18 protein-coding genes are annotated in these 19,687 nt (G+C 67.6%); 5 read left to right on the forward strand and 13 right to left on the reverse strand.

Annotation, left to right across the window (positions count from 1 at the left end; all coding sequences use genetic code 11):
- Window positions 1–5: 5 nt before the first annotated feature.
- Window positions 6–1,403, reverse strand: coding sequence for a cytochrome P450 (locus QM806_RS21755; RefSeq protein WP_120659745.1), 1,398 nt, complete (start codon window positions 1,401–1,403; stop codon window positions 6–8).
- A 97-nt stretch (window positions 1,404–1,500) separates the two neighbouring features.
- Between QM806_RS21755 and QM806_RS21760 the strand changes: the two genes are divergently transcribed.
- Window positions 1,501–2,085 (forward strand): TetR/AcrR family transcriptional regulator, encoded by a 585-nt coding sequence (locus tag QM806_RS21760; protein ID WP_005258658.1) that lies wholly within the window; start codon window positions 1,501–1,503, stop codon window positions 2,083–2,085.
- A gap of 36 nt (window positions 2,086–2,121) precedes the next feature.
- On the opposite strand, the gene scpC is transcribed toward QM806_RS21760, so the two are convergent.
- Window positions 2,122–3,657 (reverse strand): succinyl-CoA:acetate CoA-transferase ScpC, encoded by a 1,536-nt coding sequence (gene scpC / locus QM806_RS21765; protein ID WP_054246013.1) that lies wholly within the window; start codon window positions 3,655–3,657, stop codon window positions 2,122–2,124.
- 357 nt (window positions 3,658–4,014) lie between these two features.
- Between scpC and QM806_RS21770 the strand changes: the two genes are divergently transcribed.
- Window positions 4,015–4,797: a class II aldolase/adducin family protein gene (locus tag QM806_RS21770; protein WP_005571956.1), complete on the forward strand. Its 783-nt coding sequence runs from the start codon at window positions 4,015–4,017 to the stop codon at window positions 4,795–4,797.
- A gap of 29 nt (window positions 4,798–4,826) precedes the next feature.
- On the opposite strand, the gene QM806_RS21775 is transcribed toward QM806_RS21770, so the two are convergent.
- From QM806_RS21775 to QM806_RS21785, 3 genes are read right to left on the reverse strand one after another with little or no spacing between them, the layout of a single operon-like run.
- A complete protein-coding gene (locus QM806_RS21775; protein ID WP_005571954.1) occupies window positions 4,827–5,786 on the reverse strand; it encodes a C-terminal binding protein in 960 nt (319 codons plus the stop codon).
- Complete coding sequence (locus QM806_RS21780; protein WP_120661333.1) at window positions 5,783–6,412, reverse strand: TetR/AcrR family transcriptional regulator; 630 nt, start codon at window positions 6,410–6,412, stop codon at window positions 5,783–5,785. Before QM806_RS21780 ends, QM806_RS21775 begins: the two co-directional genes overlap by 4 nt.
- Before the next feature lie 48 nt (window positions 6,413–6,460).
- Entirely contained in the window at window positions 6,461–7,936 is a 1,476-nt protein-coding gene (locus tag QM806_RS21785) for a sodium:solute symporter family protein (protein ID WP_005258664.1), read from the reverse strand.
- Window positions 7,937–8,141: 205 nt separating this feature from the next.
- Between QM806_RS21785 and QM806_RS21790 the strand changes: the two genes are divergently transcribed.
- Window positions 8,142–9,032 (forward strand): LysR family transcriptional regulator, encoded by an 891-nt coding sequence (locus QM806_RS21790; protein ID WP_005571950.1) that lies wholly within the window; start codon window positions 8,142–8,144, stop codon window positions 9,030–9,032.
- Between the two features lie 7 nt (window positions 9,033–9,039).
- Here QM806_RS21790 and QM806_RS21795 read toward each other — a convergent pair whose 3' ends face one another.
- Genes QM806_RS21795 through QM806_RS21805 form a run of 3 tightly spaced genes read right to left on the reverse strand, consistent with a single transcriptional unit; the run spans window position 9,040 to window position 12,052 of the window.
- The gene (locus tag QM806_RS21795) at window positions 9,040–9,702 is read right to left on the reverse strand and encodes an IclR family transcriptional regulator (protein WP_054246009.1); all 663 of its coding nucleotides are present in this window, start codon (window positions 9,700–9,702) and stop codon (window positions 9,040–9,042) included.
- A gap of 37 nt (window positions 9,703–9,739) precedes the next feature.
- Entirely contained in the window at window positions 9,740–10,888 is a 1,149-nt protein-coding gene (locus QM806_RS21800; RefSeq protein ID WP_120659743.1) for a CaiB/BaiF CoA transferase family protein, read from the reverse strand.
- A 12-nt stretch (window positions 10,889–10,900) separates the two neighbouring features.
- Window positions 10,901–12,052: an acyl-CoA dehydrogenase family protein gene (locus tag QM806_RS21805; RefSeq protein ID WP_005567810.1), complete on the reverse strand. Its 1,152-nt coding sequence runs from the start codon at window positions 12,050–12,052 to the stop codon at window positions 10,901–10,903.
- Window positions 12,053–12,235: 183 nt separating this feature from the next.
- Between QM806_RS21805 and QM806_RS21810 the strand changes: the two genes are divergently transcribed.
- Entirely contained in the window at window positions 12,236–12,613 is a 378-nt protein-coding gene (locus QM806_RS21810) for a hypothetical protein (RefSeq protein WP_043790314.1), read from the forward strand.
- Window positions 12,614–12,761: 148 nt separating this feature from the next.
- On the opposite strand, the gene cspE is transcribed toward QM806_RS21810, so the two are convergent.
- Window positions 12,762–12,965, reverse strand: a complete 204-nt coding sequence (gene cspE / locus QM806_RS21815) for a transcription antiterminator/RNA stability regulator CspE (protein WP_005244612.1) — start codon at window positions 12,963–12,965, stop codon at window positions 12,762–12,764.
- A 232-nt stretch (window positions 12,966–13,197) separates the two neighbouring features.
- Here cspE and QM806_RS21820 point away from each other — a divergent pair, with 232 nt between their 5' ends.
- Window positions 13,198–14,031: an alpha/beta fold hydrolase gene (locus QM806_RS21820; protein WP_210461291.1), complete on the forward strand. Its 834-nt coding sequence runs from the start codon at window positions 13,198–13,200 to the stop codon at window positions 14,029–14,031.
- 43 nt (window positions 14,032–14,074) lie between these two features.
- Here the strand turns inward: QM806_RS21820 and hutG are convergent, their stop codons facing one another.
- Genes hutG through QM806_RS21840 form a run of 4 tightly spaced genes read right to left on the reverse strand, consistent with a single transcriptional unit; the run spans window position 14,075 to window position 19,477 of the window.
- Window positions 14,075–15,037 (reverse strand): formimidoylglutamase, encoded by a 963-nt coding sequence (gene hutG / locus QM806_RS21825; RefSeq protein ID WP_120659739.1) that lies wholly within the window; start codon window positions 15,035–15,037, stop codon window positions 14,075–14,077.
- Window positions 15,034–16,257: an imidazolonepropionase gene (gene hutI / locus QM806_RS21830; protein WP_005568940.1), complete on the reverse strand. Its 1,224-nt coding sequence runs from the start codon at window positions 16,255–16,257 to the stop codon at window positions 15,034–15,036. The genes hutG and hutI overlap by 4 nt, the downstream gene beginning before the upstream one ends.
- Before the next feature lie 47 nt (window positions 16,258–16,304).
- On the reverse strand, window positions 16,305–17,981 hold the full coding sequence (gene hutU, locus QM806_RS21835; protein ID WP_120659738.1) for a urocanate hydratase: 1,677 nt from the start codon (window positions 17,979–17,981) through the stop codon (window positions 16,305–16,307).
- Between the two features lie 59 nt (window positions 17,982–18,040).
- On the reverse strand, window positions 18,041–19,477 hold the full coding sequence (locus QM806_RS21840) for a purine-cytosine permease family protein (RefSeq protein WP_182623604.1): 1,437 nt from the start codon (window positions 19,475–19,477) through the stop codon (window positions 18,041–18,043).
- Between the last annotated feature and the right edge of the window lie 210 nt (window positions 19,478–19,687).

Below are 19,687 nucleotides of genomic sequence, written 5' to 3' on the forward strand. Positions count from 1 at the left end.
ACCGGTCAGCGCCGGCGGAGCTGCAGTGTGAAGCCCTCGGGCATGAGGGTGAGCCGCTCGGTGACCTTCAGTCGATAGCTCGGGTCGCCCACGATGTCGTATCGACGCAGGATCGTGCCGAGAACCAGGACCGCCTCGTGCAGGGCGAACTGTCGTCCGATGCAGGCGCGCTCGCCGGTCCCGAACGGCTTGTACACGTGCGCGGGACGGGACCGGATGCGCTCGGGCAGGAAATGGTCGGGGTCGAACGCCTCGGGATCGTCACCCCACACGGGGTCGCGGTGCAGGGCGGGGATGAGGACGAGAACCCAGTCGCCAACCTTCATCGGGTACTTGCCGACGAGGGTGGTGTCGACGGTCGCCTCCCTGCCGTACGCGGGGGCTGTCGGCCACAGCCGCAACGATTCGTCGAGCACCCGGCGCACGTAGCGGAGTTTCGCGATCTGCTCGAACGCAGGCTCTTCGTCGCCCCAGACCGCGTCGACCTCCGCCTGCGCCTTCGCGAGGACGTCGGGATGTCGCGACAGATAGTACAGGGCGAACGACAGTGCGCCGGAGGTGGTCTCGTGCCCCGCGACCAGGAACGTCACCACCTGGTGGCGGATGTTCAACTCGTCGATCCGATGGGGATCGTCCTCCCGCGCTGCCCGCAGCATGAGTTCGAGCAGGTCCTCGGGGCCGGCCTCGGCGCTGTCGCGACGGGCACGGATCACCTCGTCGACGACCTCGGCCATGTGTTCGAGGTTGGCGACGTTGCGTCGATCCGACCGTCGCATCAGCAGGCGCCCGAGCGCGCTGGACTTCACGAACGTGGTGCGCTGCGAATGGCTCAGCGCTCCGACCATCGCCTGCACGAAGGGGTGCGGCCGCTCGCGTCTGAACGAGTCGAAGGAATAGCTGAAGCCGGTGCGGCCGATGGTCTCGAGCGTCAGCTTCGTCATGTCGGAGGAGACGTCGACGGGGGAGCCGTCCACCCGCTCGTCCCAGTGCTCCGCCAGTTCGCCTGCGACATCCAGCATCGTGCGGTGATACGACCGCATCGCGGATTTGGTGAATGCCGGGGCGAGGAGGTTGTGCGCCTTGCTCCAGTTCGGCTCGTGGTTGTAGGCGGTGAACAACCCGTCGCCACCCACCTCACGCAGCGACGCGACACCGGGCGCCAGGTGCTTCGCGAACCGGGATTCGTCGGAAAGTTCCGCGACCATGTCGGCACCGGAGGCGAATACGAACCGATTGCCGAGGACGTTGCGCTCGAAGATGGGCCCGAGCTTTCTGCCGATCTCCATCGAATTCTGCACGGGAGTGCGGATGCTGATCCCGAAGACGTCGCCGACGACGGGAAGCCGCCATCGAGGATGCGGGATGGTCGCCTCCGCTGTGGTGTGCAGTGATTCGACGCTCATGTCGACCCCCGTGTCGATGTGGCCTGCGTTACTGAATTGATGTCTAGTACGCAAGGTACGCCTTACTGAACCGGTGTCAAGCAGTACGGTGACTGGCATGACCAGCGCCCGCCGACGGCTCGCCCCGGAGCAGCGCCGGGCGCAGTTGCTCGACATCGGCGCGCGGCTGTTCGCGGACCGCCCCTACGAGGACGTGTGGATCGAGGAGGTCGCGGAACTCGCCGAGGTGTCGCGCGGATTGATGTACCACTACTTCCCGACGAAGCGCGATTTCTTCGCCGCGATCGTCGAACGCGAATCCGAACGACTGCTCGAGGTGACGGCCCCCGACTCCACGCTCCCCGTCGAGGAACAGGTCGCGGCCGGCCTCGACGCGTACTTCGAGCACGTCGCGAGCCACCGGCACGGAGTCCGGGCCATCAACCACGGCGCACTGTCGGCCGACGCCGACATCCGGGCCATCGTCGAGCGGGAACTCGACGCCCAGCAGCGCCGCATCGTCGACGCGCTCGATCCCCCCGACGGCGAACGGGAACTCGTCGGCGTCGCGGTGCGCGGGTGGATCGCCTTCGTGCGCGCCGTGTGCATGGACTGGCTCGATCACCCGTCGATCGCCGAGGGTGAGCTACGTGAACTCTGCCTGCGCTCGCTGCGCGGAATGCTGGGTGGGCGGCTCGACTGAGCCGCGCTCAGCGTCCGGCTCTGCCGGGGGTCCGGGCTACCGGGCGGGACCGTCCTGGAGCCGCATCGAGCCGGACTCGATGTACCGCTGGTGGAACGAGAACGCCTCCCCGAGCAGGTGCGGCGTCTGGCCGGCTCCCGGGGTGGCCGTCGCCCGCTCGACGTAGTCGGTGAGCAGCGGCCGGAATTCCGGATGCGCACAGCGCTCGATGATCACCCGTGCCCTCCGGCGCGGCGACAACCCCCGCAAGTCGGCGAGGCCCTGCTCGGTGACCAGCACCTGGGTGTCGTGTTCGGTGTGGTCGACGTGCGGGGTCATCGGGACGATCGACGAGATCGCCCCGTTCTTCGCCGTCGACGGGCTGAGGAACATCGACAGGTACCCGTTGCGCGCGAAGTCCCCGGAACCGCCGATGCCGTTCATGATCTTGGTGCCCATCACGTGCGTCGAATTGACGTTCCCGTAGACGTCGGCCTCCAACATCCCGTTCATCGCGATGATTCCCAATCGGCGGACCACCTCGGGGTGGTTGCTGATTTCCTGCGGACGGAGCCGGATGTGCTGCCGGTAGAAGTCGATGTTGGAGGTCAACTCCTCGATCCCCGCCTCCGAGAGCGCCAGCGCGGTAGCCGACGCGAACCGGACGGTGCCGTGCTTGATCAAGTGCAGCATCCCGTCCTGGATGACCTCGGAATAGCAGGTCAAACCCCGATACGGGCCGCGATCGAGCCCGCCGAGCACGGCATTGGCCACGTTTCCGACGCCCGCCTGCAGTGGCAGCAGGGTGTTCTCCGGGAGCCGGCCACGCCTCACCTCGTGGTCGAAGAAGTCCAGCACGTGGGCCGCGATCGCCTCGCTGACCGCATCCGGCGCCGTCAGCGCACTCGCACTGTCGGGGGCATTCGTCTCCACCACCGCAACAACCTTGGCCGGGTCCACCCGGTAATGCGGTTGCCCGATGCGGTCCTCGACGTCGGTGAGTTCGATCGGCCGGCGGTGCGGGGGCAGCGCTGTGCCGTAGTAGATGTCGTGGATACCGTCCATCGCGTCCGGAACCCACGAGTTGACCTCGAGAATGACTTTCTCCGCGACGTCGAGCCACGTCTTGTTGTTTCCGACCGACGCGGAGGGGATCAGCTCACCGGTCTCGGTGATGCCGGAAACCTCGACGACCGCGACGTTCACCACGCCGTAGTAGCCCTCCCACACCTGCTGCGCCACGTGCGACAGGTGGATGTCGACGTAATCCATCCGCCCCTGGTTGATCTTCTGCCGCGCCGTGGATTCCGCCTGGTAGGGCATCCGCAGGGCGATTCCGTCGATCTCGGCGAGCATCTTCTCGGTCTCCGTCGACACGGACGCCCCGGTCAGCAAGTCGATGGTGAAATTCGCGCCGGCCGCGCGCGCGGAGTGAATCCGGTCAGCCAAGGCCGGGATGACCGCCTTGGGTGTCCCTGCGCTGGCGAAACCGCTGACAGCGACGGTGTCACCCGGACCGATGGCCTTCACCGCTTCCTCCGCCGACGTCACCTTCTGCTGAAACGCCGAATGTCGTATCCGGTTCGACTGCAACGGGGACGCGGGATCACTGATCTGGAGGCTCACGGCGGCCAGTGTAGAAGTGAGTGGCGTGACCCGAACACCCGAAAGTTCGTCGGATCACATCCGGTGTTCGCCACTGCCCGTCGTCCGCGACCGTTCGTCGCGGCGGGCCCGCCGCTCGTCGGTTCTGCGAGGTCGCCCGTCGAATCGCGTACGCGGCCGCCTCATATCGTGATTCTGGTCACACGACGAGCGCTTCCCGTGCGAAAGCTCGGCGAGAACGCCGATGGAGAGGCGGAGGGTACGGGATCGGCAGAACGCTGGCATGTAAATAAATCAGTTGATATATTTAAGCCGAAATCCCTTCGGTGATCAAGGAGATCCCGCATGAGTGCACCCACCGTTACGTCGCAGGCCCGAACGAGCCCGGCGAAGACCGAGGCGGAACTGCGTCGTGAACTCGCGGCGGTGTACCGCCTGCTCGCGCATTTCAAGATGACCGACCTCATCTTCACGCACGTCTCGGTCCGGCTTCCCGGGCCCGAACATCATTTCCTCATCAACCCGTACGGTCTGCTCTTCGAAGAAATCACCGCCTCCAACCTGGTGAAGATCGGACTCGACGGCGAACTCGTCGAACCGTCCGAATATCACGTCAACCCTGCGGGGTTCGTGATCCACGGCGCGATTCACGAGGCCCGGCCGGACGCGCAGTGCGTGCTGCACACCCACACGAAGGCCGGGTGCGCGGTGGCCGCGCAGGAGCACGGACTGCTGCCGCTGAACCAGATCTCGATGGAGTTCTACAACCGGGTCGGCTACCACGACTACGAGGGCATCGCCCTCAACACGGCCGAACGTGTGCGGTTGGTCGAGGACCTCCGCGACCACCCCGCGATGATCCTGCGCAATCACGGACTGCTCACCGTGGGCGCATCCGCCGCCGAGGCGTTTCTGCGAATGTTCTATCTGGAGAAGGCGTGTGACATCCAGATCGCTGCCCAGGCGTCCGGTGAACTGCGCGTTCCGTCGCCCGAGATCGCCGAGCACACCGCCCGCCAGTTCGCCGGCGAGGCCACGGACGACTACACCGACGATCAGGCCTACGAGATGGCGTGGGCGGCGCTGCTGCGGATGCTGGACCGCACCGTCCCTGACTACAAGGACTGACGGCGGCTCACGAGGACTGGCAGGGGCGATCACATCCCCGGTGCGGCAACGACTCCCACCGGGGATGCCCCGGTCAGGACCGCCGCGACATTGCGTGCCGACTGCTGCGCCAGGGTGTGCGCGACCTGCGGTGAGTACCACGCGGCGTGCGGGGTGATCACGAGGTTCGGGATGTGCAGGATCGGATCGTCCTGTGCGGGAGGTTCGTTCGGAAGAACATCGACGGCCGCACCGGCGAGGTGTCCACCGCGCAGCGCGGCTCCGAGCGCGTCGTGGTCGACGAGCCCGCCACGGGAGACGTTCACCAGATACCCGCCGCGCTTCAGCGTCGACAGCGCACGGGCGTCGATCAGACCCTGCGTCTCGGGAGTCAGGGGAACGTGCAGGCTCAGCACGTCGGAACGGCGCAGCAGGTCCTCGAACCCGACCACCTCGATACCCTCGGCCGCCAGTTCCCCTACGCGGTCGCCCAGTCCGCGGCCGCTGACGAGGACGGTCATCCCCACGGCTCGGGCGCGCAGTGCGAAAGCGCCGGCGATCCGGCCGAAGCCGTAGAGGCCCAGCACTGTTCCCGCGATCCGCCGCGGCGGCGCGGCGGTGACGTCCCACCCGCCGGCATGCACGGAGCGGTCGAGGGTGTGAGTGGATCGGAGCAGTCCGAGGGTGAGCGCGAGCGCATGATCCGCGACCTCCTCGGTGCAGTAGTCCACTGCCCGCGTGACCCAGAGACCGCGTTCGTGGGCCGCCGACACCGGCAGGTGGTCGTACCCGGCGGACGTGGCCGACAACAGTCGCAGGTCCGGGAGATCCGACAGGTGACGCGGCTCGAGTCCGGTGGTCTCCGGACCCACGAGCAGGGCGATGATGCCCGGGCCGGACGGGAACTCGGACTGGTGCACGACATCCGCGGAAATACCTGCGGCGGCAAGCGAATCGGACAGTGCGTCGGCCGGAATGAAGTCGTCGAGGACGACGACGCGGTCGGTCATCTGCGTACTGCCCCTGCTTCTTCGGTGGTTCGTCGCACGGCGGCGTCGACGCAGCGGGCTGCCGCGTCGTCCGCGCTGATCGCTTCCATGACAACGGGATCCAGGATGGCCTGTAATGCAAGACCGTCGGTCAGCGCGACCAGCGCGACGGTGACGGCGTCCGCGTCGAGGTCGGCGGAGACGGTGCCCTCCCGCTGTGCGGCGACGACCGACTCGCGCACGACGCCCCGCCAGCGGGCGAGGAAGGCCGCGATCTCACCGCGCGCGGTTTCCTCGGCCGCGCCCTCCGCGTAGAAGAACAGGAACACGCGGGTCATCGCCAGTCGGCGTTCGTCGAGCGGCAGGATGCTGGCGGTGATGTTCCGCAGCTTCTCGATCGGGCCGGCGCCCTCCTCGTCGAGAATCGTGCGGTACCGGTCGCCCTGGATGTCGCCGGCCCGGCGAAGCGCAGCGAGGAGCAGTTCGTGCCGGGACCCGAAGTAGTGGTTCAACACTCCGGTCGACCACCCGCTCTCCTCCGCCACCGCTCGCGTGGTGACGGCGGAGATCCCCTCCCGGGCGATCAACGCGAGGACGGCGTCGGCGAGCGCCAGTCTCCGCTCGTCGTGGTCGACGATCTTCGGCACGTTCTTTCCTCCCGCTCGTGCGCACTCACCCGCGTGCGCCGGTGTCACTCAGGCTATCGGTGCCGGGACCGGTACCGGGTCTTCCTCGGCCTTTCCCGACACCCGCGCGTTCCACACGGACATCACGTTCGCCGGGGTAGGTGCGGTGAACAGGCTGGTGGCCACGAACACCACCAGCGCGCTGACGAGTCCGACGTACACCGGCTCGTTCGCCATGACGTCGCCGACGACGAACATCGTCGCGATGGTCGCTACGGTGCCCACTGCCATGGCCGCCATCGCCGCGGTTCCCGTGGCGCGCTTCCAGACCAGTCCACCGAGGATGGGGACGAGGAGCCCGCCGACCAGGATGTCGTAGGCGATCGTGAGCGCGGAGACGATGTCGTTGATGAGCGCGGCGATCACGATGCTGACGAGGCCGATCACGATCACGTAGAGGCGGTTGCCGCGCACGTCGGCTTCCGGATCGGACGTGTCCAGTTCGGGGCGTGTGCGGCCGAAGATCTGGGCGACCAGCGGAAGGACGTCCTGCCGGGCGACCGTGGCGGTGGCGATCAGCGCGCCGGACGCGGTCGACATCATCGCGGCCACCGCGGCGGCGAGGACGATGCCGCTGAGACCGACGGGCAGGACATGGACGGCGACGTCGGCGTACACGTCGTCGGACGAACCGATGTCGGGCATGAGGGCCGACGCGGCCAGCCCGATCAGTGCGCCCGCGACGCCGTACAGCAGGCAGTAGACGCCGGCGGTGACGCCGCCCCACCGTGCGACCTCCGGCGACTTCGCGGTGAACACCCGCTGCCAGATGTCCTGTCCGATGAGGATGCCGAGTGTGTAGACGACGAAGAACGTGATGATGGTGCCGGTGCCGATGGTGCCGAGCCCGAGTGCCTGTTCGCCCACGCGCTCCTTGATGCCGGCGTACCCGCCCGCCTTGCTCCACGTGAACGGGAGGAGCAGGACGAAGACGCCGATGGTCTTGATGACGAACTGGACGACGTCGGTGAGCGTGATCGACCACATGCCGCCCATCGCGGAGTAGGCCACGACGATGAGGCCGCCGAGGACCACCGACAGGGTCCGGTCGAAGCCGAACAGCACGTTGAAGATGGTGGCGTAGGCGATCGTGGAGGTGACGGTGAGCATGAGGGTGTAGGCCATCATCACGAGACCGGACGCCCCGGTGGCGTCGATGCCGTACCGGAGTTTGAGCATCCCGGAGACGGTGTAGACCTTCAGGCGCTGGATTCGCGCGGCGAAGAGCAGGCTGAGCAGGAGGACACCGGCGGCGATCGATACGACCAGCCACATTCCGGAGATGCCGTACTTGTATCCGAGGCCGACGCCACCGACGGTGGAGGCGCCGCCGATGACGACCGCCGCCATCGTGCTGGTGTAGAGGAATCCGCCGAGGCGGCGGCCGGCGACGAGGTATTCGCTGGAGTTGCTCGCCCGGCGTTTGCCCCACCAGCCGAACGCGAGCATTGCGCCCAGGTAGATCAGGATGATGGTGATGTCCATGGTGCGTCCTTCACGTGTCCTAGCGGATCGGTGATGACGGGCGCGGTGGTCCCGTCGGTGCCGGTCTCGTCAGACCGTTGCCCTAGACGGTAGGAGAACATTGACGTGAAATAAATCACTTGATACAAATAATCACTTCAGAAAATCGTGAAGTAATGGTGCGAGCCAGCTCACACCCTGTTTTCGACCCCGCCGGAGGAGTGCGATGCGCAGCTCGCTGCCCGATCTGAAGCTCCTCCAGATCTTCGCGGCCGTCGTCCGCCACCAGGGGTTCGCGCCCGCGCAGCAGGAACTCGGACTGTCCGCCTCCGCGATCAGCACCTACATGAGCCAGCTCGAGCGCCACCTCGGCATCGTGCTGTGCCACCGCGGCCGCGGCGGCTTCGGTCTCACCAGCAAGGGCGAGCTCTACCACAAGGAATGCCTGCGCATCCTCGGCGAACTCGAAGGCTTCGAACGCTACGGCGCCGCGCTGCAGGGGGAGCTCAGGGGAACCCTCACCATCGGGGTTCTCGATTCCACCGTCACCGACGCCACCCTGCCGCTCGCCGACGTGATCGGCGTGTTCAGCAAGGACCACCCCGCCGTCTACCTCGACCTGAAGATCCAGACGCCGCACGAACTGCAGGTCGGCGTGCTCGACGACCGCATCGACGTCGCGGTCGGCGCGTTCGCCTCACCGATGAACGGCCTCGTCTCCCAGGCGCTGCACCGGGAGCAGCACTGGCTGTACTGCAGCGACAAGCACCCGCTGTTCAGCAGGAAGCGGGTGCCGCCGGAGGTCATCACGCAACAGCGGATGGTGACCCGCGGCTACTGGTCCGAGCAGGAACTCGCCCGCCAGGGGTTCCCGCAACCCTCGGCAACGGTGGAGAACATGGAAGCGCAGCTCATCCTCGTGCTGTCCGGCGCGTACATCGGATACCTGCCCGAGCACTACGCGGAGTACTGGGTGGACCGGAACCGGCTGCGTCCGATCCTGCCGGCGTCGTTCGGTTATCAGGCGCCGTTCTCGCTGATCTACCGGCGCGGCCGGGCCCGCGAGCCGATGGTCCTCACGTTCCGCGAGTTGGTCCGGACCAGCATGGGCAGCTGACCGCTGGTCACGGGGCCGGGGAGCCCAGTTCGGTCGACAGCGCACGGCAACGCTCGACGAGAACCAGACCGTGCTGCGCGCAGAGTGCGTCGTCGAGGCGGAACGTCGGCCCGACGACGCTCAGCGCGCCCACGATCCGCCCCACCGCGTCGTAGATCGGGGCCGCCACACCCGTCGAGTGGTCCTCGATGGTGTCGTGGGCGATCGCGTACCCCTCGCTGCGCAGGTCGCCCAGTAGCGCGGCGCCGACGGCCGTGCCCTGGAGCGGCACCGTCTGCCCCACCCATCCCATGTGCCGGATCGCGTGGGTGCCCTCGATCTGCGCGAGATACAGGGCGGTGCCCTTCGGGCCGTGGGTCGACAGGTACGTGGATTCGCGGGTTTCCTCCGCGATCGCGACCATCGCGGGCCGGGCCCGGGACAGCAGCTGGTTGTCGCTGATCGCCCGGGCGCCGATCTGGAGAAGTCGCGGCCCGGCCCGGTAGACGTTGTCGTCGCCGCGGACCAGGAACTCGCTCTGCTCCATGCTGCGGATCAGGCGCAGCGCGGTACTGGTGGCGAGACCGGCCGCCTTCGCGGCGTCGCCGAGCGTCAACCCGCCCTGCTCGGTGATCGCGCCGAGCAGTTCGAAGGTGCGGCTCGCGCTGCGGGTCACATCTCCGGGGGCCATGGGTCGTCTCCTGACGGTCGCGGGTGTCGGCGTGAATCTACCGCGACGCGATCTCGGACAGCAGGGGCTGCCGGTGTTCGTCGAGCAGTGGGCTGCGGCGGACCCCGGGGCGTGCGCTGTCGCCGAACACGACCGGCTGCCGGACGTAGTCGATCGTTCCCGCGACCGGATGATCGAACGACTCCACGAGTCCGCGGTGCCGGCTCTGCTCGGACGACAACGCTTGTTCGACGTTCCAGATCTCGGAGCTCGCCAGTCCGGCCGCGCCGAGGATCGCGACCACCTCGGCGACCGTCTTGTCCTTCGCCCAGATCTCGATCTCCGCGCGCAGTGCCGGTTCGTGATCGGTGCGGGACGTGTCGTCGGCGAAACGATTGTCGCCGAGAAGGTCTGCACGGTCCATGGTGTGGGCGAGCTTCTCGAATCCGGACCGGCTGGCGACGGCGAGCACGAACAGGCCGTCCGACGCCCGGTACGTGTCGAACGGGGTGGAGACCGGATGGCGATTACCCACGCCCATCGGCGCGACCCCCGATGCCTGCAACTGGCTGTGTGCGGTGGGGAGCATGGCCAGCATGCTGTCGAACATGGCGACGTCGAGGTGTTGCCCCACACCCGATTCCCGGGTGCCGACCAGGGCGGAACTGATGCCCCACGCCGCGAACAGTCCCGCGACGAGGTCGCCGAACGATTCGCCGAGCCGGGTCGGCCCGGATTCGGGGGAACCGGTGATGCTCATGACCCCCGACATCGCCTGCACGACGAGGTCGTAGGCGGCCGAACCCGCGAGCGGCCCGTCCTGCCCGAAGCCGGAGATGGACGCGTAGACGAGCCGGGGGTTGCGGGTGTGGACGGTCTGGTAGTCGATGCCGAGCCGGGCGGTCACCCCGGGCCGGAAGTTCTCGACGAGAACGTCCGCCGTGTCGAGGAGATCGAACAGCACCATCCGATCCGCGTCGTCCTTGAGATTCAGTGCCAGCGAGCGTTTTCCGCGATTCAGCACGTTGAAATAGATGCTCTCGCCGTCGCGGAACGGGCCCAGGTGCCGCGAGTCCTCGCCGGCGGCGGGTTCGATCTTGACGACGTCGGCGCCGGCGTCCGCGAGCAGCGCCGTGCAGTACGGTCCGGCCAGGACGCGGGAGAGATCGACGACGCGGATGCCGTCGAGGGGAGGCAGCGTAGGCATGACGGGCCCTTCTCAGAAGTCGGTCGAGCGCGGGGACGGTGCGTTGGAGGCGATGGTGAGCAACTGGATCTGCGAGGTGCCCTCGAAGATCCGGAGGATCCGGCAGTCGCGGTAGAGGCGTTCGATTTCGGATTCGCGCATGAAACCGGCACCGCCGTGAATCTGCACGGTCTGGTCGACGATCGAGAAGCAGGCCTCCGTGGCCACGTACTTCGACACGGACGCGGCGCGGCGCAGGTCGGCCCCGGCATCCTTCACGTCCGCCGCCCAGTCCGCGGTGACGCGGGAGGCGACGAGTTGCGCGTCGCATGCACCCAGTAGCAGCTGAATCGCCTGGAATTCGGCGATGGGGTGTCCGAACTGCTTGCGCTCGGCGGCGTAGGATCGGCCCAGTTCCCAAGCGCGCAGGGCGATTCCGTTGGCCATCGCCGCCACGTCGACGCGGGCGCGGTTGAGGGCGGTGAGCGCGATGTTGCCGCCGCGGCCCTCCGTTCCCACCACGGCGTCGTGGGGAAGCACCACGTCGTCGAGGTAGACGGTGTAGGTGGGGGCGGACCGGATGCCCAGCTTGTCCTGGGGCTCCGAGTAACTCACGCCGGGGGTGCCCTGAGGGAGGACGAACGCGGTGATGCCGCGGAAGCCTGCAGATGGATCGGTCTTGGCGAAGAGGACGACCAGATCGGCCTCCTTGGCGTTGGAGATGTACGTCTTCGAACCGGACAGGTGCCACCCGTCGTCCTCGCGCCGCGCCGTGGTGCGCATCGAGGCGATGTCGGAGCCGGCGTCCGGTTCGGTGAGGGCGAACCCGGCGAGCAGTTCACCGGACGCGAGCCGGGGCAGCCACCGGCGCTTCTGCTCCTCGGTTCCGCCGACGAGGATCGGCTCGAGCCCCAGGTAGTGCGCGGTGTAGATCGAGGCGAGGGCGGCGTCGGTGCGGGCCACCTCCTCGATGGCGATCAGCTGTGTCTTCGTGGACAGGCCCAGACCGCCGAACTCCTCGGGCACCGAGATGCCCATCAGGTCCTGTTCGCCCAGTCGCTTCACCAACTCCGCCGGGAACTCCCGCGTCTCGTCGCGGAACGCCGCGCCGGGATGGATCTCACGGTTGGCGAACCCACGCACTGTGGAGCGGAACTCGGCGGCATCGAGCAGCTGATCGGTCACGGAAACTCCTATCGAAAGATCAAATTGCCACCTAGTGAAATGGCAATGCCACTTGGTGGCATATCGACTATGAAGGAGACCGTCGGATTTGTCCAGGGGTGCCCGTGTCCACGGCACGGAAGGCGGGTACTCGACCCCGCACGGGCAGCGCACATCCCGCGCGGCACGGTAGAGGGAGGCATCATGCGCGCGATTGCACGAGGGATAGTCACCGCAGGAACGATGATCGGCGCCGTTCTCGCCGGCGCGGGGACGGGCCTGGCGGAACCCGCCGCCGTGCCGTCCGGCACCTATCAGGGAACGACCACCACGCCGGCGGGCGAGTTGATCTGGAAGGGCAAGACGTTCCAGGGCGGCACGGTCGTCAACAACTTCGCGTTCGGTCTGACCGGACTCGCGGGCACGACCTCGCAGGACGGGAACGGAGACACCGTCATCGATTACAGCCCATCGGGTCTGGGCTTCCTGACCGACAGGATGTCCCCCAACGCAGACGGGACCTACACCGGGTCCGTGTACGTCAACGGCAACCAGGTGGGAAGCTTCGGCCTCTCGAGATAGCTGTCCCGGGGCCTACTGCGACAACGAGGCCGCACCGCTCGGGTGCGACCTCGTCGTCATAGTGTCATCTGCGACATCGTCACAGTGTCATGTGCGACATCGTCACAGTGTCATGTGCGACATCGTCACAGTGTCATCGGGGCGTCGGTCAGACGGCCCGGACATTCTGGGCCTGCGGGCCCTTCTGGCCCTGTCCGACCTCGAATTCCACCCGCTGGTTCTCCTCCAGCGACTTGTAGCCGCTGCCCGAGATCTCGGAGTAGTGAACGAACACGTCCGCGCTGCCGTCGTCCGGCGCTATGAATCCGAAGCCCTTCTCGCTGTTGAACCACTTCACAACACCCTGCGCCATACCGTTCACTCCCTGCAGTTGCCGCCCGGGAACTCACATCGAGATCCCGTTCGCGTGGATATATCCTGTCATCAAGGCGCGCGTGCTTCCAGTGGTACGCCCACGATTCCTTCGGATCCTGGGCGCCGTACCAGGTCTGCGGAAGAAATTTTCCTCGACAACCGATGATTCTGCCCGTCGGCGGCGGTCCTACCTGCGACCGAGAATCACCACCCCGAACGAGGAGAACTCGATGAATCCCACATCGACCGCCACCGCCGATGCCCGGACCCTCGACGTCCCCGGTGCCAGGCTGTACTACGAGGTACGGGGCACGGGCCCCGTCGTCGTGCTCGTCGGCGCCCCGATGGACGCCGACTCCTGCGCGCCCGCCGCCGATCTGCTCTCGTCCGACTACACCGTGCTCACGACGGACCCGCGGGGCATCCACCGCAGCCCGGTCGACGACCGCGACCGCGATTCGACCCCCGAGATGCGCGCCGACGACCTCGCCCGGCTCCTGATGCACCTCGACGCAGGCCCGGCCGTGGTGTTCGGCTCCAGTGGCGGCGCCGTCAGCGCGCTCGCGCTCGTGCAGGCGCACCCCGAGCTGGTCCACACCGTGATCGCCCACGAGCCGCCGCTGGACGAGCTCCTCGCCGACCGCGAGCAATTGCGGGTGAAGACCGACGACATCATCGACGCGCACCTCGCCGGGGACGTCATGGGGGCGTGGAGGAAGTTCCTGGCCCTGGCGAACATCCACCTGCCCGAGGAGGTGTTCCAGCAGATGTTCGCGGGCGAACGGGATCCGCAGACCGAGGCCGACGACTACTTCCAGCACGCGCACATGCTGCGCCCGACCACCCGCTGGTGCCCGGACATCACCGCCCTGCGCTCGGCCCCCACCCGCGTCGTAGTCGGGATCGGCGAGGAGTCCGGTGGTCAGCTCTGCGACCGTACGTCGCGGGCGCTCGCCACCGAACTGGGCGTCGATCCCACAATGTTCCCCGGCGGCCACATCGGCTTCGCCGAGGACCCGGCCTCGTTCGTCACCCGTCTGCGCGCCGTGCTGCGGGAGCGCTGAGCGGACGGTTCCGGGCGACCTCAGCGGACGGTTCCGGGCGACCTCAGCGGACGATGGGAACCCGCTTCGTGACGATCCGATGGATCAACCGGGCCGCGGTGCGGGCGGTGCGGTTGTCGATGTCGAACGACGGATTGAGTTCGGCCACATCGCACACGGCGAGCTTGCCACTGGCGGCGACGGCGTCGCAGACGAATTGGATCGTCTCCGCAGGCACGCCGTACGCGGCGGGAGCGCTCACTCCCGGTGCGACGGCGGCGGGAAGGACGTCGAGGTCGATGGTGAGGTAAACGAGATCGACGTCCGACAGGAACTCGCTGACGAAGACGGCCACCCGGTGCCGGTCGGAGACCGAGCAGTCGTCGTCCAGGAGGTACCGGACGTCGTATCCGCGTGCGGTGTCGAACAGCGCGGTGGTGTTGCTCGGCTGGCTGATGCCGAGCACGGAGTACTGCAGGGCGGTGCCCGCCGCGTGCTCCTGTTCGAGGATCTGCCGGAACGGTGTGCCCGAACTGGGGACCGGATCGGACCGCAGGTCGAAGTGGGCGTCCAGGTTCAGGATCCCGATCCGCCGCTTGGGTGTGCGGACGGCTGCCTGCGCCAGACCGAGGTACGTGCCGTAGGCAACCTCGTGGCCGCCGCCGAGGACCACCGGGAACTGGCCGGCGTCGAGGGTCGCGGCCACCACGGCGCCGAGAGCCATCTGCCCGGCTTCGAGGCGGTTGTCGGTGACCGCGACGGTGCCGGCGTCGTACGCGCGGAGCGGCTCGGCGAGCGCCATCGACGCCAGCGCGGCCCGCAGCGCGTCCGGCCCGCGGGCCGCCCCGCGGCGACCCTTGTTCCGCTCCACGCCCTCGTCGCTCGAGAAGCCGACGAACACGCAGGCGCCGGGTTCGGAGTCGTCGTGAAGTGGCGTGACCGCCTGGTGCCAGCGGAGGTGGTGACTCGACGTGCCGTCCACCCTGCCGATCCAGGGGGGTGGGGGAATCAGCAGGTTCTCCATCATCGCAGGGCCCTCGCTTTCTCGTGACCGGTGTGCGCGGACCAGGCGAGTTCGCCGCCCCGCCACACATCGCGGACCAGGGGGACGCCGGGCCGGTAGGCCAAGTGTAGGTACGACGGTGCGTCGAGGGCGAGGGCATCGGCCCGCGCTCCGGGGCGCAGGACCCCGACGTCGGCACGTTGCAGTGCCCGGGCACCGCCCGCGGTCGCCGCCCAGACGGCTTCGTCCGGGGTCATGTGCATGTCCCGCACCGCGATCGCGATGCAGAACGGCAGGCTGGTGGTGTAGCTGGTGCCGGGGTTGCAATCCGCACCGAGCGCCACCGTGACCCCCGCGTCGAGCAGGGCCCGGGCGTCCGGGTACTTGTTCCGGGTCGAGAAATCCGCACCGGGCAGGAGAGTGGCCACCGTCGAACTCTGTGCCAGCGCATCGATGTCGGCCTGCGTGGTGTAGCAGACGTGGTCGACGGACGCGGCCCCCAGTTCGACGGCGAGCTGGACTCCGGGGCCCTCGCGGAGCTGGTTGCCGTGGACGCGGGGGATGAGCCCCTTCGCCATTCCGGCGGTGAGAACCGCGTGTGCCTGATCACGGTCGAACGCGCCGGTCTCGCAGAACACGTCGATCCATTTCGCCTGCGGTGCACAGGCGTCGATCATCTCCGCGCACACCATGGCGACGTAGTCGTCGGCGCGTCCCGCGTACTCCGGCGGCGGAACGTGAGCGGCGAGCAGCGTCACCTCGTCGGTGAGGGACGCCGCGATCGTCGTGCTGCGCAGTTCGTGCGCGACCGTCTGCCCGTACCCGGTCTTGCACTCCACGGTGGTGCTGCCCGACCGCAGGGACTCGTCCAGCAACCGCCGCGTGTTCGCCTCGAGCTGTTCGTCGGTCGCGTTCCGCGTCGCCTCGATCGTGTTGCGGATACCTCCCGCCGCGTACGGCTGTCCCGCCATGCGCGCCGCGAATTCCTCCGCGCGTTCCCCGCCGAACACGAGGTGCGAGTGGCTCTCCACGAAGCCCGGCAGCACCGCCCTGCCGTCGAGATCGTGCCCGACGTCCCCGGCCGGCGCCGAGTCGGCGCGGCCGACCCAGGCCACCACGCCGCCGTCGAAGACGACGGCGGCGTCGCGGATCAGCCCGAGCGGACCTTCCCCCACTGTCGGGTCGTTGGTCACCAGGGTGCCGATGCCGGTCAGCACTGTGGAGCGGGAGGTGTTCGCTGTCACTGCTGTTCCTTCCAGTGGTTCGAAAATACGGTCGCTCGGGCCTGCGGTCATCCTTCGGACATCGGCACGCGCACGCCGCGCTCCTTGGCGACGTCGATCGCGTGGTCGTATCCGGCGTCGGCGTGCCGGATGACGCCCATGCCGGGATCGTTGGTCAGGACCCGCTCCAGCTTCTCGGCGGCCAGATCGGTGCCGTCCGCGATGCACACCTGACCGGCGTGGATGGACCGTCCCATGCCGACGCCGCCGCCCTGGTGGATGGACACCCACGACGCCCCCGACGCGGTGTTGACGAGTGCGTTGAGCAGCGGCCAGTCGGCGATCGCGTCGGAGCCGTCGAGCATCGACTCGGTCTCGCGGTACGGGGACGCGACGGATCCGGAGTCGAGGTGGTCGCGGCCGATGGCGACGGGCGCGGACAGCTCGCCGGACGCCACCATCTCGTTGAACTTCAGGCCGGCCTTGTGCCGTTCGCCGTAACCGAGCCAGCAGATCCGGGCCGGCAGGCCCTCGAACGCCACCTTCTCGCCCGCCATCGTGATCCAGCGCTTGAGGTGCTCGTTCTCGGGGAACAGTTCGAGGATCGCCTTGTCGGTGGCGGCGATGTCCTTCGGGTCACCCGACAGCGCGGCCCAGCGGAACGGGCCGAGGCCCTCCTCGAACAGCGGACGGATGTAGGCGGGCACGAATCCGGGGAAGTCGAACGCGCGGTAGTAGCCGGCCTTGCGGGCCTCGTCACGGATGGAGTTGCCGTAGTCGAACACCTCGGCACCCTTGTCGAGGAAGCCGACCATCGCGGCGACGTGCCGTGCCATCGACGCGCGGGAGTCCTCGGTGAACTTCACCGGGTCCTTGTCGGCCATCGCCTTCATGTCGGCGAAATCGACCCCGAGCGGCAGGTACGACAGCGGGTCGTGTGCCGACGTCTGGTCGGTGACGATGTCGATGGGGGCGTTCATGGCGAGCAGTTCGGGGAAGATCTCCGCGGCGTTGCCTTCGAGGCCGATCGACAGCGGGCGCTTCGCGTCGCGGGCCTCGATCGCGAGACGCAGGGCGTCGTGGATGTCGGTGGCCTTGGTGTCGAGGTACTTGTGCGCGATCCGGCGGTCGATGCGGGTGACGTCGCAGTCGACGCAGATCGCGACGCCGTCGTTCATCGTCACGGCGAGGGGCTGGGCGCCGCCCATGCCGCCGAGCCCGGCCGTCAGCGTGATGGTGCCCGCGAGCGAACCGCCGAAGCGCTTCCGGGCCACCGCGCCGAACGTCTCGTACGTGCCCTGCAGGATGCCCTGCGTGCCGATGTAGATCCACGACCCGGCCGTCATCTGCCCGTACATGATCAGGCCGAGGGCGTCGAGCTTGCGGAACTCCTCCCAGTTGGCCCAGTCGCCCACCAGGTTCGAGTTCGCGAGGAGGACTCGGGGCGCCCACTCGCTGGTGCGGAACACGCCCACCGGCTTTCCGGACTGCACCAGCATCGTCTCGTCGGACTTCAGGGTCTTCAACGTCCGGACCATCGCGTCGAACGCCTCCCAGCTGCGCGCGGCCTTGCCGGTGCCGCCGTAGACGACGAGGGAGTCGGGATGCTCGGCGACCTCGGGGTCGAGGTTGTTCATCAGCATGCGCAGGGCGCCTTCTTGCTGCCAGCCGAGTGTCGTCAGTTCGGTGCCGCGGGGCGCCGACACGTGGCGGGGTCCGGAAACCGGAGGCGTCGTGGTGGTCATGTCGTGTACTCCTTGATGGTCGAACGAGGAAGAGGGAAAAGTCTGGGTGTCAGCGTGATTCACAGTCGCGAATCCGCCATGGCGGTACTAGCCGGATAGATCATCGACGGGGGTGGGTTGCTGCTGCGCCGCGCGAGCGGGTAGTAGATGGCGCCGGTGAAGACGATGCCGACGATCCACGAGATGTCCGCGCCGCCCAGCATTTCCGTGACGGGTCCGGTGTAGAGCTTCTGGGCGAGGAATGGGATCTGCGCGAGAACGCCGACGGTGTAACAGATCATCGCCGTCTTGTTCCAGCGGCCGTAGCGGCCCGCCGGGTCGTACAGCGCCGGAATGTCCACGCGCTCCTTGGAGATGAGGTAGTAGTCGATCAGGTTGATGGCGCTCCAGGGAGTGAAGACCATCAGCAGCACGAGGACGAAGTTCTTGAAGTTGTTGAGGAAGTCGGCGCTGGCGCCGATCGCGATGAGCATCGAGATCGCGACGAACCCGATGATGTACAGGGTGCGGGCCCGGGACGAGATGCGCGACTGTCCGTTGAAGGCGGTCACCGTGGTGAGGATCGACATGAACCCGCCGTAGGCGTTGAGGCAGTTGACGGTGAGCTTCCCGACCAGGATCACCAGGTAGATCATCAGGGCGATCGCGGCGGGTCCGGCGAGTTCGCCGATGAAGCCGACCTGGTCGCTGAGGAACGCATCCCCGGCCACGGCGGCGACGAGTGCGCCCAGCGTCATCGACCACTGCGAGCCGATCACGCTGCCCGCGAACGTCGACCAGAACGTCTTGCGCTCGCTCGTCGAGCGCGGCAGGTAGCGGGAGTAGTCCGCGACGTACGGTCCGAACGTCAGCTGCCAGCCGGCGCCGAGCGAGATCGCGAGGAGGAACGTGACGATGTCGAAGCCCTTGTTCCCGACGAACGCGGCCACGTCGTACTCGGCGAACAGGCGAAACGCGAGGTAGGTGAATCCGATGATGCCCACGACGGTCGCGATCTTGCCGACCACATGGATGAGTTTGTATCCGGTCACCGCCACGAACGCGGTCATCGCGCCGAAGATGAGGATGCCGACCGTCGGGTTGTCGATGTGGAGGATCTCGTTCACGGCCTGACCTGCGAGCACGCTGCCGGTGGCGGCGAAACCGAGGTACATCAGGACGACGAGGATCAGCGGCAGCACGGCGCCCAGAACGCCGAACTGGGCCCGGCTCGAGATCATCTGGGGCAGGCCGAGGCGCGGTCCCTGGGCGGAGTGCAGCGCCATGACGGCACCGCCGAAGAGATTGCCGATCAGCAGGCCGACGATGGCCCACAGCGCGTCGGCGCCGAAGACGACCGCGAGGGCGCCGTCGACGATCGCGGTGATCTGCATGTTGGCGCCGAACCAGAGCGTGAACTGGCTGCGCGGAGATCCGTGGCGCTCGTCGTCCGGAACGACGTCGATGGTGCGACGCTCCGGCGCGAGGCTGATCTCGGGAGGTCCCTCGTGTGTCATAGGCCTGTTTGTCTCTCTGTGACGAGTCCGGCGCTGCTGGGTCGGTCCCGGGTGCTCTATCCCATGTCCTGAATCCAGTGTGCTCTGACTCACGTTTTTTATCGCCTTAGATGTATAGTCCTGTATAGACAACCCCCTGTCAAGCGTTCTCCAAGGACCCAGCCGAGAGGCGTGCCGGCCCGCCATTGCACCAGTCGGGAGTGTCGATGC

The sequence above is a fragment of the Rhodococcus sp. IEGM 1351 genome, assembly GCF_030056875.1.
GTDB lineage: Bacteria > Actinomycetota > Actinomycetes > Mycobacteriales > Mycobacteriaceae > Rhodococcus_F > Rhodococcus_F opacus.